The organism is Mesorhizobium sp. USDA 4132 (assembly GCF_056279545.1).
This window is the reverse complement of the sequence record NZ_JBWCCP010000001.1, coordinates 3,192,223-3,206,044: the sequence shown is the minus strand read 5'-3', so window position 1 is coordinate 3,206,044 and position 13,822 is coordinate 3,192,223. Positions and strand designations below refer to the sequence as shown.

14 protein-coding genes are annotated in these 13,822 nt (G+C 62.6%); 7 read left to right on the top strand and 7 right to left on the bottom strand.

Going from position 1 to position 13,822, the window contains the following annotated elements; translation table 11 throughout:
• Positions 1 to 117 precede the first annotated feature (117 nt).
• Positions 118 to 2,292, top strand: a complete 2,175-nt coding sequence (locus ACZ9IU_RS16395) for a methyl-accepting chemotaxis protein (protein ID WP_244447429.1) — start codon at positions 118 to 120, stop codon at positions 2,290 to 2,292.
• 120 nt (positions 2,293 to 2,412) lie between these two features.
• Here ACZ9IU_RS16395 and ACZ9IU_RS16390 read toward each other — a convergent pair whose 3' ends face one another.
• Positions 2,413 to 3,303, bottom strand: coding sequence for a DMT family transporter (locus tag ACZ9IU_RS16390; protein WP_038544648.1), 891 nt, complete (start codon positions 3,301 to 3,303; stop codon positions 2,413 to 2,415).
• 289 nt (positions 3,304 to 3,592) lie between these two features.
• Here ACZ9IU_RS16390 and ACZ9IU_RS16385 point away from each other — a divergent pair, with 289 nt between their 5' ends.
• The 4 genes from ACZ9IU_RS16385 (at position 3,593) to ACZ9IU_RS16370 (ending at position 8,294) form a co-directional block, all read left to right on the top strand.
• The gene (locus ACZ9IU_RS16385; RefSeq protein ID WP_038544646.1) at positions 3,593 to 4,891 is read left to right on the top strand and encodes an adenylosuccinate synthase; all 1,299 of its coding nucleotides are present in this window, start codon (positions 3,593 to 3,595) and stop codon (positions 4,889 to 4,891) included.
• A 59-nt stretch (positions 4,892 to 4,950) separates the two neighbouring features.
• Positions 4,951 to 7,644, top strand: coding sequence for a hypothetical protein (locus tag ACZ9IU_RS16380; RefSeq protein ID WP_038544644.1), 2,694 nt, complete (start codon positions 4,951 to 4,953; stop codon positions 7,642 to 7,644).
• 73 nt (positions 7,645 to 7,717) lie between these two features.
• Positions 7,718 to 7,996: a type II toxin-antitoxin system RelE/ParE family toxin gene (locus ACZ9IU_RS16375; protein WP_038544643.1), complete on the top strand. Its 279-nt coding sequence runs from the start codon at positions 7,718 to 7,720 to the stop codon at positions 7,994 to 7,996.
• Positions 7,997 to 8,009: 13 nt separating this feature from the next.
• On the top strand, positions 8,010 to 8,294 hold the full coding sequence (locus tag ACZ9IU_RS16370) for a HigA family addiction module antitoxin (protein WP_038588996.1): 285 nt from the start codon (positions 8,010 to 8,012) through the stop codon (positions 8,292 to 8,294).
• A gap of 57 nt (positions 8,295 to 8,351) precedes the next feature.
• Here the strand turns inward: ACZ9IU_RS16370 and ACZ9IU_RS16365 are convergent, their stop codons facing one another.
• From ACZ9IU_RS16365 to ACZ9IU_RS16340, 6 genes are all read right to left on the bottom strand, one after another.
• Complete coding sequence (locus tag ACZ9IU_RS16365) at positions 8,352 to 8,735, bottom strand: ACT domain-containing protein (protein ID WP_038544639.1); 384 nt, start codon at positions 8,733 to 8,735, stop codon at positions 8,352 to 8,354.
• A gap of 92 nt (positions 8,736 to 8,827) precedes the next feature.
• The gene (gene rpoH / locus ACZ9IU_RS16360) at positions 8,828 to 9,730 is read right to left on the bottom strand and encodes an RNA polymerase sigma factor RpoH (protein ID WP_038544637.1); all 903 of its coding nucleotides are present in this window, start codon (positions 9,728 to 9,730) and stop codon (positions 8,828 to 8,830) included.
• 248 nt (positions 9,731 to 9,978) lie between these two features.
• On the bottom strand, positions 9,979 to 10,284 hold the full coding sequence (locus ACZ9IU_RS16355; RefSeq protein ID WP_038544635.1) for a DUF1127 domain-containing protein: 306 nt from the start codon (positions 10,282 to 10,284) through the stop codon (positions 9,979 to 9,981).
• A gap of 106 nt (positions 10,285 to 10,390) precedes the next feature.
• Positions 10,391 to 10,552 (bottom strand): hypothetical protein, encoded by a 162-nt coding sequence (locus ACZ9IU_RS16350; RefSeq protein WP_173426754.1) that lies wholly within the window; start codon positions 10,550 to 10,552, stop codon positions 10,391 to 10,393.
• Positions 10,553 to 10,645: 93 nt separating this feature from the next.
• Entirely contained in the window at positions 10,646 to 11,479 is an 834-nt protein-coding gene (locus tag ACZ9IU_RS16345; RefSeq protein ID WP_038544633.1) for a helix-turn-helix domain-containing protein, read from the bottom strand.
• Positions 11,480 to 11,549: 70 nt separating this feature from the next.
• Positions 11,550 to 12,572, bottom strand: coding sequence for an RluA family pseudouridine synthase (locus ACZ9IU_RS16340; RefSeq protein ID WP_038544631.1), 1,023 nt, complete (start codon positions 12,570 to 12,572; stop codon positions 11,550 to 11,552).
• Between the two features lie 41 nt (positions 12,573 to 12,613).
• Between ACZ9IU_RS16340 and ACZ9IU_RS16335 the strand changes: the two genes are divergently transcribed.
• Together ACZ9IU_RS16335 and ACZ9IU_RS16330 are read left to right on the top strand one after the other, a co-directional pair.
• Positions 12,614 to 13,000: a hypothetical protein gene (locus ACZ9IU_RS16335; RefSeq protein WP_038544630.1), complete on the top strand. Its 387-nt coding sequence runs from the start codon at positions 12,614 to 12,616 to the stop codon at positions 12,998 to 13,000.
• Positions 13,000 to 13,821, top strand: a complete 822-nt coding sequence (locus ACZ9IU_RS16330) for a TrmH family RNA methyltransferase (protein WP_038544629.1) — start codon at positions 13,000 to 13,002, stop codon at positions 13,819 to 13,821. Before ACZ9IU_RS16335 ends, ACZ9IU_RS16330 begins: the two co-directional genes overlap by 1 nt.
• The last annotated feature ends 1 nt before the right edge of the window (position 13,822 follow it).

Sequence of the window (13,822 nt, the reverse complement as noted above, 5' to 3'; positions counted from 1 at the left end):
CCAACCCCGCGGCGGTTGTTGAAATAAGGAGCGATGCAGGTGCGGATTTCGATCAAGCATACTTTGATATTGGCTTTTGTTGTCTTGAGCCTCGGCATTTTGGGTCTCGTGGGCAAAATGCTGTCTCAGGAGATAGACCGCTACCGGAACTCCACCCGGCTCTCGGAACTAGCACAGCTCGACGAAGCACTTTTCAATGCGTTGATCGGACTACGCGGCGAGCGCGGCGGCATATCTTCGGCCATCAAGATGGAACCTGCCGAGGTCGCGTCCAGCCGCAAGAACATGGATACCGGCCGCGAGTCGATGGACAAGGCCTTCTCGGCGGTAAAGACCCTGACCGCCAACGTCGAACAGGTGAGCCTGCGCAACACGATCTCTCCCGTCCTCAACGCCTACACGCAGTGGGCGGGTTATCGTGCGACTGTCGACACCGCGCTGATGCAGGCAGTCAAGGATCGCGATCCGGCACTCGGCAAGGCCGTGCTCGGACTTGCCGATACGATGCTGGCCGATCTCGAAAAGGCCGCCAATCAGGTCGAGGCCACCATCAATGCGCGCGGGCCGGGGATGATCATGTTCACACAGATCCGCTCCCTTGCCTGGACGGCGCGCACGCAGCTCGGCACCGCCAACTCCACCTTCGTCAGTGCTCTGATTGCCAAGCAGCCGCTTGCCGCTGACAAGCTGACGGAAATCGCGGTTCAGGATGCACGCGTGGCAACGGCATGGGATGTCATCACCCAGCTCTCCAACGCGGAGACGACGCCTGAAAAAATCAAGACGCTCTACCGGACGGCACAAACGACCTATTTCGCCGGACCTTATGCCGAACAGCGCAATGGCGCCCTCAAGGCGTTTCAAGCCGGCAAGCCCTTCGATATGGCGGTCGACGACTGGCGCAAGCCCGCCGCGCCCGCACAGGCTTCGATTGCCGATATGGCCTCCGCCGCGCTCGACGAGATGACGAGGCTGACGGCGGAGGAGGTTGCTTCCGCAAAGCAGTCCATCACCATCTACAGCGTTGCGACCCTCATCGCTTTTGCGCTTTCGCTTCTCGGCATCTACACGGTCATCGTGCGGATCGCCAACCCGATCAGCCGGTTGACGGGTGTGATGCGCACGCTCGCCGGCGGCGACCTTTCCGTCGAAATCCCGGGTGCTGCTCGCACCGACGAGATCGGCGACATGGCACGCGCGGTGGAAATCTTCCGCGAGGCAGCGCAGCAGAACCGCCAGCTCGAGGCGGATGCGGAAAGCTCACGCAAGGCGGCGGAAGCCGAACGCGCCGAATTCCAGCGCAGGGCAGAGTCCGAAGCCGAGGAGCGGCTGACCCAGGCCACATCAGAACTCGCCTCCGGCCTGCAGCGTCTTGCCGCTGGCGATCTGTTGTGTGAGATCGACAGGCAATTTTCCGCGCAGTTCGAATCCTTGCGTCATGACTTCAACAGCTCGGTCCGCCAGTTGCGCACCGCGCTCGAAGGCGTGAACCTGACCGCCCAGGGTGTTCGCAGCGGCAGCGACGAGATCTCGACTGCTTCCGACCAGCTTTCGAAGCGCACGGAACAGCAGGCCGCATCGCTGGAACAGACAGCGGCAGCGCTGGAAGAGGTGACAACCAACGTGAAGCAGACCTCCGAAAGGGCGAGCGAAGCACGGGAAATCGTCCGCGATGCGAGCTCCCGCGCCCAGAACTCCAGCACGGTCGTTTCCAATGCGGTCAATGCGATGCAGAAGATCGAGATGGCGTCGAACCAGATCAGCCAGATCATCGGCGTCATCGACGAGATCGCGTTCCAGACAAACCTGCTGGCCCTCAACGCAGGCGTGGAAGCCGCCCGCGCGGGCGAGGCGGGCAAGGGATTTGCAGTCGTTGCCCAGGAAGTCCGCGAACTGGCGCAGCGCTCGGCCAAGGCCGCCAAGGAGATCAAGACGCTGATCGGCAATTCCGAAGCCGCCGTCAATCAGGGCGTGGTTCTCGTCAATGATACCGGCGACGGCCTCAAGGAGATCGCCAAGCTTGTCGCAGCGGTCAACCAGCATATGGAGGCGATCGCCATCGCGGCAAACGAGCAGGCGTTAGGCCTTTCGGAAATCAACACGTCCGTGAACCACATGGACCAGATGACCCAGCAGAACGCCGCCATGGTCGAAGAAATGAATGCGGCCGGCGCTACCCTGGCGCAGGAAAGCAGCCGCCTTTCCGAACTGCTGGCGCGCTTCGAAGTGAGCCGAAACAACGGGCGCGATCAGCGATCATTCGCTCCCGGACGGCTGGCCATGGCCAGCTAAGGAGCACCGCGACCAACCGAACCCTGCCTAATGCCTTTGCAGGTGGCGGGATTTCCTCGTCGGGGATTTGAAAACCGCCGGCTCCTTTGCAAGGGCCGGCGGTTTTCATTTTCAGCAAGACTACCGGTTTATATGAGGTTTTCCCCATTCCGCGATGGCGATGCCGCCGAGTGCGAGCGCCAGCGCGACGATATGGAAAAGCTGCAGGCTCTCGCCGATGATGGCGACCGAGAGCAATGTGCCGAACACCGGCACGAGATTGATGAACAGCCCGGCCCGGTTGCCGCCGATCTCCTCGACGCCCTTGATGTAGAGCACCTGCGCGATCAGCGAGGCGAAGATGCCCGTATAGAGCACCACGACCCAGCCTTTCGCATCCGGCCAGATCACGCGATCGGCCGAATATTCCCAGAATACCAGCGGCAGCGAGAAGACCATTGCGAAGAAAGCCGGGACCGCCATCAGCGTTCGCCAGTCGATCTTCGGGCGCCATCTGAGCGCCACCGTGTAGATTGCATAAGCGACGACGGCGATCATCATGATCGCGTCGCCGAAGTTGACGGTCAGCGTTACCAGCGCGCTCAAGTCGCCGTGGATGGCGGTGATGATGCCGCCGAGGAGCGTCAGGGTGAAGCCAAGGATCTGCGCCCAGGAGACCTTCATCCGGAAGAGGGCGAAGTTGATAACGAAGATCAGCATCGGGATGACCGCCTGCTCGACCGTCACGTTGATCGCCGTTGTGTAGTTGACGGCGGTATAGAGCGCGCCGTTGAAGACGACATAACCCACGACGCCGAGGAAGAGGAGAATCGGCAGGTTCTTCCTGACGACCGGCCAGTCCTTGATGAGCTGCGGCACAGAGATAGCGAAGATGATGGCGACGGCGAAAAACCAGCGCCAGAAGGTCAGCATCATCGGGCTCACATGGCCGACGGCGAGCTTGCCCGCTACCGCATTGCCGCCCCAGGCCAGGGTTGCAATGACGAGCGAGAGATAGGCCTTTTTATGCAAGTTGGTCTCCGGCGCCGAAAATGACGGTGGTTTCAGGGGTAACGGCCCGGGAAATAGCGTGCAGTCCACGCTTTTGTCACGTAAAAACCACGGCCGAGTGACAAACAGGTCGCTTTCCGTCTGACGAGGCTTTATAGATGCGGCCGTTTGCAATGCCTCTGAGCAGGTTCCATCCGCCAAAGGCAGTGCATGCAAAATCAAATTGGCGCATCGACCGTATATCAATATTGATCTACGGAAGGTGCGCGTGTGGTCGCGTGGGGCTTTGCCCGCAATACAGGAAACGCAGATGACGAACGTAGTCGTGGTTGGTTCGCAATGGGGTGACGAAGGCAAGGGCAAGATCGTCGATTGGCTTTCTGAACGTGCCGATATCGTGGTGCGTTTCCAGGGCGGTCACAATGCGGGCCATACGCTCGTCATCGACGGTATCAGCTATAAGCTTTCGCTGCTGCCCTCGGGTATCGTCCGTCCCGGCAAGATCGCCGTGATCGGCAATGGCGTTGTCCTCGACCCGCATGCGCTCCTGGCCGAAATCGAAAAGCTGGGCGCGCAGGGCGTGAAGGTCACGCCTGAGAACCTGCGCGTCGCCGATAACGCCACGCTGATTCTGTCGCTGCACCGCGAGCTCGACGGCATGCGCGAAGATGCCGCCTCCAACAGCGGCACCAAGATCGGCACGACCCGCCGCGGCATCGGCCCGGCATATGAAGACAAGGTCGGCCGCCGCGCGATCCGCGTCATGGACCTTGCCGACATGGAGACGCTGCCGGGCAAGGTCGATCGTATTCTCACCCACCATAACGCGTTGCGCCGGGGTCTCGGAGAGAAGGAAGTTTCGCACGAGGCGATCATGCAGGAATTGACCTCGATCGCCGACCGTGTGCTTCCCTTCCGGGAAACCGTCTGGGAACTGCTCGACAAGCAGCGCCGCAAGGGCGCGCGCATCCTCTTCGAAGGTGCCCAGGGCTCGTTGCTCGATATCGACCACGGAACCTATCCGTTCGTCACTTCGTCGAACACGGTTGCCGGCCAGGCGTCTGCCGGTTCCGGCATGGGGCCGGGCTCGCTCGGCTACATCCTAGGCATCACCAAGGCCTACACGACTCGCGTCGGCGAAGGCCCGTTCCCGACCGAGCTGAAGGACGAGATCGGCCAGTTCCTCGGCGAGAAGGGCCATGAATTCGGCACCGTGACCGGCCGCAAGCGCCGCTGCGGCTGGTTCGACGCAGCGCTGGTGCGCCAGTCAGTCGCCACCAATGGCATCACCGGCATCGCGCTCACCAAGCTCGACGTGCTCGATGGCCTCGACGAGCTGAAGATCTGCGTCGGCTACATGCTCGACGGCGAGCAGATCGACCATCTTCCGGCAAGCCAGGGCGCCCAGGCTCGCGTCGAGCCGATCTATGTCACCCTCGAAGGCTGGAAGGAATCGACGGTCGGGGCACGCTCCTGGGCGGATCTGCCAGCCCAGGCGATCAAATATGTCCGCCAGGTCGAGGAATTGATCGGTGCGCCGGTTGCCCTACTTTCCACCAGCCCGGAGCGGGACGACACCATACTTGTGACCGACCCGTTTGAAGATTAAAGTCAAGAATTGATTACCATTCGGCCGGCCTTCGGGCCGGCTTACATGAGAAAGTGCTGATGGCTGATTTTGTAGCGGTGATCCGCCGCGCCGTTGACGGTCTGGCGAACAATACGCCGGAGATGCGTGCGAAGGTTTATGAAAAGGCTCGTGGCGCCGTCCAGCGGCAACTCGAGAACATGAAGCCGCGTCCGCCTGAAGACATGCTGCGGCGGCAGCTCGACAAGCTCGAAGCCGCCATTGTCGACGTCGAGAGCGAACATGCCGAAGCGCTGGGACCGATAGCTGACGCAAGTGCCGCAGATGCCCAGACAGTCGATGAGGCTGCTTCGGTCGAGCGCGATGGCGCAGAACAGCCAGCGGAGCGGGTTTCCGAATACCAGGACGACCAGTTGTCCGCTGCCGAACCGGCTCAGGTGCCGGAAAGCCATGAGCCGGCAGAGACGCCGGCCGCATCCGAATCAGCCCCCGTCGTTCGCGCAGAACGGCCCGTCTTTTACGAAGACGGTTATGAAGAACCGGGACAAGCCGTCGTTCAGGCCGAGCCCGCCGAGCCGGAGCCGGTTGCGCAAGAACCCGCCTACGTTGAGCCTCCGGTCTCCGAGCCGGCCGTCCTCCACGAGGAAGAAGAGGCAGCGCCAGTTGCCGATCAGCAGGAGCCCGCCGCACAGCAATATGGCGATTGGCGGGACGACGTACCGTCGGAAGCGCCGTCATCCGAAACTCACCCTTACGATCATACCGAACAGGCGCCCGAGGCTGCGCAGGCTTTCGACGAGAGCACGATCGAGTTTCCGACGGCGGCACCGCTGCCGGCGTCCGAGCCGGTTGTGCCGGAACCGGTCAATGCCGAATCGGTAGCCGCCGAACCAGTCGATACCGCTGGGAATGAGACGCCCGAGGACGATTTCCCCTATCCGACGCGTGGCGACCAGACCGTTCAGCAGGGCGCTCCCGAGTTCGTGGAGTCATGGCACAGCGAACCGCATCCGTTCGAAGATCAGCATCCGGTCGAGGACCGGATGGAGGTCGAGCAGCCAGCCGAGGCGCATCAGCCGCCGGAACCGGCCAAGCCGGTAGACGAGGATTGGGGCTGGGAGGTGCCGGCTCCGGCCGAGCCGCCGGCGCCGAGCCCGCAAACGGTCGCTGCCGCGGCATGGAACGATGTGCCCGAACTGGTCACGGCCGGTCCTGTCGAACCGATTGGCCATGGTCACGGAACCGCAGCCCCGGCCGCGGCCCATTTCGATCCGGAGACCCACGTGGCGGCCGCTTATGTCCGCATGCCGTCGGTCGCCGATGTGCCCGAACTCGCGCAGCAAAAGGGTGCGGCAGCGTCAGCAGAGGGGGACGAGGCTGCCGGGATCGATCCATTCGCCGAATATCTTGACCAGCAGCAGCCCCAGAAGGCCACTGCCGCGCCCGCGAAACCGGTCGAAAACGATCCGTGGGGTGATCTCGAGGAACTGATCGGCTTCAACAAGGACACGTCGTCCTCTTCAGGCGGCGGCGCGCGCAGTACGCTTCACACCGATGCAGATGCGGACGACCTGATGCATGCGCCGGCAAGGCCTTATCGGGTCACCCCGGTGCGCAAGCGCAACTACGCCGGGATCGTGCTGGCGATCGTTGGCCTGGCGCTTGTCGGCGGCGGGGGTTATGCGATCTGGCTGAACCGCGACTCGCTGAACGACATGGTCGACGGCCTGATCCAGTCGAGCCTGCCCGGTAGCCAGACGGCGCAGCAGACGCCGGCGCCTTCACCCGCGCCCGCCGCGCCGCAGCCCAACCGCAGCACCCCTTCGACACCTTCCACCCCGGCAACGCCGTCCCCGAACGGTGCGGCCAATACGCCGCCTGCCACTCCCCGCGCCGCGGACGGATCGGCGGCCGGGACCAAATTCACGCAGCGGCTGATGGCCGACGGCAGCGAGGTCGATGCGGGACCGGGTGTCACCGCCGGCCTGGCGCAGAATGCCGAAGGGCAGTCGGTAGCCCAGCTCAACGCGCCGCCCGCCAATCCTCCGGCGCAGCCAGCGCCCACTCCGAGTGCGCCGGCCGCGGCTCCGCGGACTCCGAATGGCAGCACCAGCGCGGCACCGGCTCAAACGCCACCGGCGGTGCCCACGCCGAATAACGTCGCCCCGCCCGCCAGCACCCCGCCGGCGAACCCGGCGGAGGCTCCGGCGCTCGCAGGCCAAAAAATGTTCCTCTACGAGGAGCGGATCGGCCAGACGGCGCCGACGGCCATCGACGGCACGGTGTCCTGGTCGCTTCAACGCGAAGCCGGTGCGAACGGCCGGCAGGAGCCTGTCGTTCAGGGACGGATCAACGTGCCGGGCAGGGGCCTGACGGCGCTGATGACCTTCAAGCGCAATAGCGACCCGTCGCTGCCGGCAAGTCACTTGATCGAGATCGTCTTCGCCGTGCCGCCGGATTTCGAAGGCGGTGCGATCGAAAGCGTGCAGCGCATCGCCATGAAGTCCAGCGAGCAGGATCGCGGCAACGCGCTGATCGCGGTGCCCGCCAAGATTACCGACGACTTCCACATGATCGCACTCAACGATTTCCCGGACGCACGCTCGACCAATCTGGAACTCCTGCGCAACCGCAACTGGATCGACATTCCGATAGCCTATCGCAATGGGCGCCGTGCGCTGCTGACGCTCCAGAAGGGGCCGGACGGCGAACGCGCTTTCAACGATGCGATCCGCGAATGGGGCACGCTCGGAGCGACCGCCAGCGGACAGTGACCGAGACACGGCACCTTGAAGCCTAGTGGTGGTGGACGATTGACGTACTACGCCGAGCGTAGTACGCTTCTTCATGATCAAATCTTGGGTTAATAGTTCAACCCGTCGCTTTGCCGAGGAAGGCAAATCCAAGTTTTCGGGGATGGACGAAGAGGCCGCGATCGAGTTGTTGGCGGCGCTCCACGCGGCCTCGTCCCTGAACGATCTCAGTCCATTGAAATCGGTTGGCCTTCACAAGCTTTCCGGAAATCGCTCAGGACAGTGGGCAATGACGATCAACGGGCCGTGGCGGATCTGTTTCACGTTCAGGGATGGAGATGCCTGGGACGTGGAAATCGTCGACTATCATTAGGAAGGGTATGCAGATGATAGCAGTTCATCCGGGTCGCATTTTGAAGCGCGAACTCACCGCACGCAGCCTGTCGGCCAATCAGCTCGCTCTTTCACTTCGCCTGCCGTCAGGCCGCATCACCGACATTCTCAATGCAAAGCGCGGCATCTCGCCCGATACAGCCCTGAGATTGGCGCGGTATTTTGGAAACAGTGCCCGCTTTTGGCTTGATCTGCAGACCGCATATGAACTCGCTCTTGCCGAACGAGAAAATGGCGAACGGATCGCGGAAGAGGTCAAACCGGCCGAAGCTGCCTGACGTTCCAGCCGGTGTAGCCACCCGCTTTTTGCCAGTAGATGCCAAACGGCGATTTTCCTAAACAAGCGTGTGACCGGCCGCCTGCAGCAGCTCGCGGACCTTCGGTCTGTCGGTCGTCTTGATCAGCAGATGGTCGCCGTCGAAGGTGGAGACGACGAAAATGCCGATGTCGTTTTCCGAAAGCGGTTGGATCACCGAGAGCACGATGCCGGTTTCTCCGAATGCGAAAGGCCCCTGCAATTTATAGCAGGTCCAGCTGCCATCCTGTTTGATGTCGGAAGGCACGCGCTCCTCGCGGCAGGCGATCGAAAGTTCGTCGTCGGTGCGGTTGATGCTGACGAAACCGTCGCCGTCGGCCCATGCGGGAATACGGTCGGCAGCTTCAAGCCTGGCAATGGCGTAGCTGCCGGCAAGCTCCCTGAGTGTGATGCGCGGTGCCATCCCTGCTTCTCCCTTTCCAGTAGATGGATGCTTAAGATAAAGAAAAGGGGCCGCCGAAGCAGCCCCTTTCATATCGTCAGCGTCGCGGCGGACTACGCGTCGACGACGCGCAGAGCGTTCGCCTGGGCGAGCGCTTCCTTCTGAACCGCTTCCTGCACCTTTTCAAAGGCACGGACTTCGATCTGGCGGACGCGTTCGCGGCTGATATCGAACTCGGCCGACAGTTCCTCAAGGGTTACCGGATCGTCGGCAAGACGACGGGCCTCGAAGATGCGGCGTTCGCGGTCGTTCAGCACGCTCAGAGCTTTGGCCAGCATGCGACGGCGCGTGTCGAGCTCGTCCTGCTCGATCAGTACGGCTTCCTGGCTTTCGTGGTCGTCCACCAGCCAATCCTGCCACTGGCCGGATTCACCTTCGGTGGCGCGGATCGGCGCATTCAGCGAGGCGTCGCCGGACAGGCGGCGGTTCATGGAAACCACCTCCTCCTCGGAGACGTTCAGCTTGGTGGCGATTTCGGCCACCTGGTCGGGCTTCAGATCACCTTCGTCGATCGCCTGGATCTTGCCCTTCAACCGGCGCAGGTTGAAGAACAGCCGCTTCTGGTTGGCGGTGGTGCCCATTTTCACGAGGGACCACGAGCGCAGGATGTATTCCTGGATCGAGGCCTTGATCCACCACATTGCGTATGTTGCCAGGCGGAATCCGCGTTCCGGGTCGAACTTCTTGACGGCCTGCATCAGGCCGACATTGCCCTCGGAAACGACTTCGCCGATCGGCAGGCCATAACCGCGGTAACCCATGGCGATCTTCGCTACGAGACGAAGATGGCTGGTGACCAGCTTGTGGGCCGCATCTCGGTCGGCATGTTCGGCATACCGTTTCGCCAGCATGTATTCCTGCTGGGGTTCCAGCATGGGAAACTTACGGATTTCGTCGAGATAGCGGTTGAGGCCGGCTTCACCGGCAGTAATGGAAGGCAGAGTATTGCGGGCCATAAAGCACCCCTTTCCGATCTATGTATCGGCTCCCTTTTTGATCTTGCTGTACATGCTGAAGGCGAGCCAAGCGGCGCAGGTCATTTTCGACCCCGCACCGACCCAAGTGACAGATAAGTACGGCAGAACAGTGATTCAAGTCATCACAGAAGCGTTATATCATTACAATGTCGTAATATAGGACGCTCTGGTGGAACCGCTGGGAAGCGGGATTTTGGCGTTTCTTTGCTTCACCTATTTCTGCCGGGTCAGAGGCATTTGCGTTCCAGACTGTGCGCGCTGCTGCGGCGGTAGCGGCTGATATCGCCATAAGCCTGGCTGCGGGAGACGCCGATATCTTTCAGCTGATCATCGGTCAACTCGAGCAATGCCAGCCGGTTTCGGTGCCGGCGGAATGTACTGACGATGCCGGCGACCAGGCGGCGCAGGTGCGACGGTTTGGTCGGCGTAACGTCCGCTGCCGGCGGCTGGTGCTCCGCTGCGGGCGGCAGTTCCAGGACAAGGTGATAGCGTTCCGATGCGCGGTCGAAGACCGCCCGGTTCTCGTTTTTCATGATCTTTCTCCAGAAGGGTGTGGCCGATGCGCGGCCGGTGTTTGGGAGGCGGGCGGCTGGCGCCCGCCTCGATGTCGGTCGTCTACGTGTCGTGTTGGCTGCCGTTCTACTTATTGGCTGCCTGGGCCGTGCGGGTCGCAGCTTCCGCTTCGCGCAATGCTTCGGCGCATTCCTCGCAGCAGACCTCGACCGTCTTGCCGCCGATCTTCACCGCAATCCGCGTCGAATCGAGTTCGCAGTCGCAGGCGGCGCAGGTATTCTCTTTCATGATGGCATCTCCCGATGTTGACCTTACGGGAAGAAGAAAAGCACTTTTGGCCGGTGTTGCGCTGTCAGAATCTTTAGCGACTTTGCGCCCGCGTTATCTCAGGCCCGCAAAACGCTGGAATTCAGCCGGCGTCCGGCTATAGGCCTGCCGGAAAGCCGAGGAGAAATGGCTGTGGCTCGAAAAGCCGAGGTCCAGCCCGAGCTCCGTCAGGTCGTCATAGGTGCCGAGCAGGTCGAGTGCGCGGGCGAGCCGGAGACGCAGCTGATAGCGGTAGAGCGGCGTGCCCTCCACCTGCTGGAAAACCTGGGTCAGGTAGACTGGCGAGACGCCGGCCTCCCGGGCGATCTCGGCAAGCGTCCAGCGGCGGGCGAGATCGGAGGAGAGGGCGAGCTTGGCGCGATCCACCAGCTTCTGACGGCCGGCGCTGGCGGTCGCGGCGCGGGCGGTGCGCACGCCGACGGAGCGGCGCACGAGCGTCATGGCCAGCGTTTCGGCTTCCAGCGTCTCGGCGGCGCCGCGCATCAGGCTGTGGCGCAGCAGCGCCACCAGCGCCTGGGCGCGCTCGTCGATCCTGAGCCGCTGCTTGTTGAAGACGATGCGCGATCCCTTGGGATTGCGGTGCTCGGCCGGGACCAGTTCCTCCAGCATCGCCTCGGGCACGTCCATGCTGAGGCAGGAATCGCCGCCTTCGACCGGATGGCTGATCTGGTAGGCCTCGTCGCAGTTGAAGAACAGCACCTGGTTGGCCTCGGCGACCGTATCGTCGCGGCCGACATGGCGCATGAACACGCCGCGATAGGGAAAGACGAGGCTGGTCGCATGCGAGCATTCCTCGTCGCTCCGGTGCCGGCATTCGCCGCCGCACACGACGTCGCGGACCTTGATCAGGTCGGTATCGAGGAGCTTTGTGACGGCGAGCTGGCTCATGGAGGACCTTGGGATGCCTCGTGGATGTCGTCAGCTATATACTCTCCGGCAGCCCGTCAGGCCACCCGTTTCATGCCTTCAGCGCCTCGATAAGTTCAGCCATGTCGTCCGGCATCGGTGCTTCGAATTCCATCACCTCGCCGGTGCGGGGGTGTTCGAAGGCGAGCAGAAAGGCGTGCAGCGCCTGACGTGGAAAGCGGTTGACGACGCTCTTGGCGAAATCCGGCAGCAGGTTGGCCTTGGTCTTGAAGCCGGCGGAATAATCCTGGTCGCCGATCAACGGGTGGCCGATATGGGCCATGTGCACGCGTATCTGATGGGTGCGGCCGGTTTCCAGCCGGCACTCGATCAGCGCGGCGAGCGCGGTCGCATCCGGCTTCTCGTGGAACCGTTCGATCACCTGGTAATGGGTGATGGCCTCGCGGGCGTCGCTTGCGTCTTCCTTCTGCACGGCGCGCTTGGTGCGGTCTCCGGCGCGGCCGAGGGGTGCGTCGATCGTGCCCTTCAGGCCGCGCGGACGGCCCCATACGACGGCCTGATAGGCGCGCTCCAGGGGACCCGAGCGGCCGTGGTCGGCGAACTGGTCGGCAAGGTGGCGGTGGGCGATATCGTTCTTGGCGGCGACCATCACGCCGCTCGTGTCCTTGTCGAGCCGGTGGACGATGCCGGGACGCTTGACGCCGCCGATGCCCGAGAGGCTTGCACCGCAATGATGGATCAGCGCATTGACGAGCGTGCCGGTCCAGTTGCCGGCGCCCGGATGGACGACGAGGCCGGCGGGCTTGGCGATGACGATCAGGTCGGCATCCTCGTAGAGCACTTCGAGCGGGATATCCTCGCCCTTGGGCTCAGGGTCCTCGGGTTCCGGAAGGTCGATCTCGACGGTGTCGCCGGCATTGATCTTCTTCTTCGGCTCGAGAACCGGTTTGCCGTTCAGGCTGACGGCGCCCTGCTCGATCAGGGCCTTGATGCGGTTTCGCGAAAACTCACCTTCGAGCACCGAAGTCAGCCAGGCGTCCAGCCGTCCTTCGGCCTCGTCGGAGGCGGTGAGGACTTTCCTTGGGCGCTCGGCTTCTTTAAAGGGATCGTTCATTCAATCATTCCGATAGCATTCGACAAGAACAAGGACGTCCCATGCCCCAACCCGAGATCGAGGAAAAGGAAGAGCCGCTTGATCCGGCAATGGAGAGAATCCGCCGGAAAATGGTGCTTCTGATACTCGTTTCGGGCGGGATCTTGTTCGTCTGCTTTATGGCGGTCCTTGGCGCCATTGTCTACAAGGTCGCGCAGCGGCCTGCAAAGCCAGAGACGATCGCCTCGACAGGCGGGTTCTCGGTGCCGGCCGGCCAGCCGCTTGCTGCCACCGCGGAACTGCCTGCCGGCTTCGTGGTGCAGGGCGTATCGCTCTCCGGCAGCCAGATCCTGTTCTACGGCCTGCTGACCGGCGACCAGAAGATTTTCATCTACGATATCGCCGCCGGCCGCATCGTTGCCGATGTGACGGTGGCCGTTCCGCAATAATGGCGCCGGTTCGCATCGAAGACGCGGACGACCCGCGGATCGCCGAATTCCGGTCGATCCGCGAGCGGGACCTGACCGGACGCGAAGGGCGGTTCATAGCCGAGGGCACGGTGGTGCTCAGGATGCTCGCCGCCGCGCATGGTTCGGGTGGCGATTTTCTGACCGAGAAGATCCTGCTGCTTGAAAACCGGGTTGCGGGGCTTTCCGAGATCCTTGAAGGTTTTCCGGCAGATATTCCGGTCTATGTGGCGTCCGCCGCAGTGCTCGATCAGATCGCCGGTTTCCACCTCCATCGCGGGGTGCTGGCGCTTGGCCGCCGCCGGCAGGAGAGGAGCGCTTCCGAACTGATTGCGAGGCTGCCGGAGAAGGCGTTGGTAGTCGCCGCCTTCGGCATCTCCAATCACGACAATATCGGCTCGATCTTTCGCAATGCTGCAGCTTTCGGCGCCGATGCAGTGCTGCTCGATGAGAGTTGCTGCGATCCGCTCTATCGCAAGGCGCTGCGCGTCTCGGTGGGGTCGGTGCTTTCGGTGCCTTATACGCGGCACGGCACGATGTCCGATATCCTGGCGGTGCTGATGGAGAACGGTTTTGCCGTTTGGGGGCTTTCTCCGACGGGCTTCGTGGAAATCCGCGATGTGCCGGCGTCGGATCGGATGGTGCTGATCACTGGCACGGAGGGCGAGGGGCTGCCGGCAGAGGTGCTTGCCCGCATCCGATCGGCGCGCATCGCCCAGGCACCAGGCCTCGACAGTCTCAATGCCGCGACGGCGACGGGGATCGCGCTCTACGAGATCGCCATGGCTCAGGGCAGGTTATAGA

Bases quoted from the DNA above. Each gene is read 5' to 3' on its own strand.
- ACZ9IU_RS16395 (WP_244447429.1), top strand. From the start codon at position 118: ATGCTGTCTCAGGAGATAGACCGCTACCGGAACTCCACCCGGCTCTCG.
- ACZ9IU_RS16385 (WP_038544646.1), top strand. From the start codon at position 3,593: ATGACGAACGTAGTCGTGGTTGGTTCGCAATGGGGTGACGAAGGCAAG.
- ACZ9IU_RS16380 (WP_038544644.1), top strand. From the start codon at position 4,951: ATGGCTGATTTTGTAGCGGTGATCCGCCGCGCCGTTGACGGTCTGGCG.
- ACZ9IU_RS16375 (WP_038544643.1), top strand. From the start codon at position 7,718: ATGATCAAATCTTGGGTTAATAGTTCAACCCGTCGCTTTGCCGAGGAA.
- ACZ9IU_RS16370 (WP_038588996.1), top strand. From the start codon at position 8,010: ATGATAGCAGTTCATCCGGGTCGCATTTTGAAGCGCGAACTCACCGCA.
- ACZ9IU_RS16365 (WP_038544639.1), bottom strand. From the start codon at position 8,735: ATGGCACCGCGCATCACACTCAGGGAGCTTGCCGGCAGCTACGCCATT.
- rpoH (WP_038544637.1), bottom strand. From the start codon at position 9,730: ATGGCCCGCAATACTCTGCCTTCCATTACTGCCGGTGAAGCCGGCCTC.
- ACZ9IU_RS16355 (WP_038544635.1), bottom strand. From the start codon at position 10,284: ATGAAAAACGAGAACCGGGCGGTCTTCGACCGCGCATCGGAACGCTAT.
- ACZ9IU_RS16350 (WP_173426754.1), bottom strand. From the start codon at position 10,552: ATGAAAGAGAATACCTGCGCCGCCTGCGACTGCGAACTCGATTCGACG.
- ACZ9IU_RS16345 (WP_038544633.1), bottom strand. From the start codon at position 11,479: ATGAGCCAGCTCGCCGTCACAAAGCTCCTCGATACCGACCTGATCAAG.
- ACZ9IU_RS16340 (WP_038544631.1), bottom strand. From the start codon at position 12,572: ATGAACGATCCCTTTAAAGAAGCCGAGCGCCCAAGGAAAGTCCTCACC.
- ACZ9IU_RS16335 (WP_038544630.1), top strand. From the start codon at position 12,614: ATGCCCCAACCCGAGATCGAGGAAAAGGAAGAGCCGCTTGATCCGGCA.
- ACZ9IU_RS16330 (WP_038544629.1), top strand. From the start codon at position 13,000: ATGGCGCCGGTTCGCATCGAAGACGCGGACGACCCGCGGATCGCCGAA.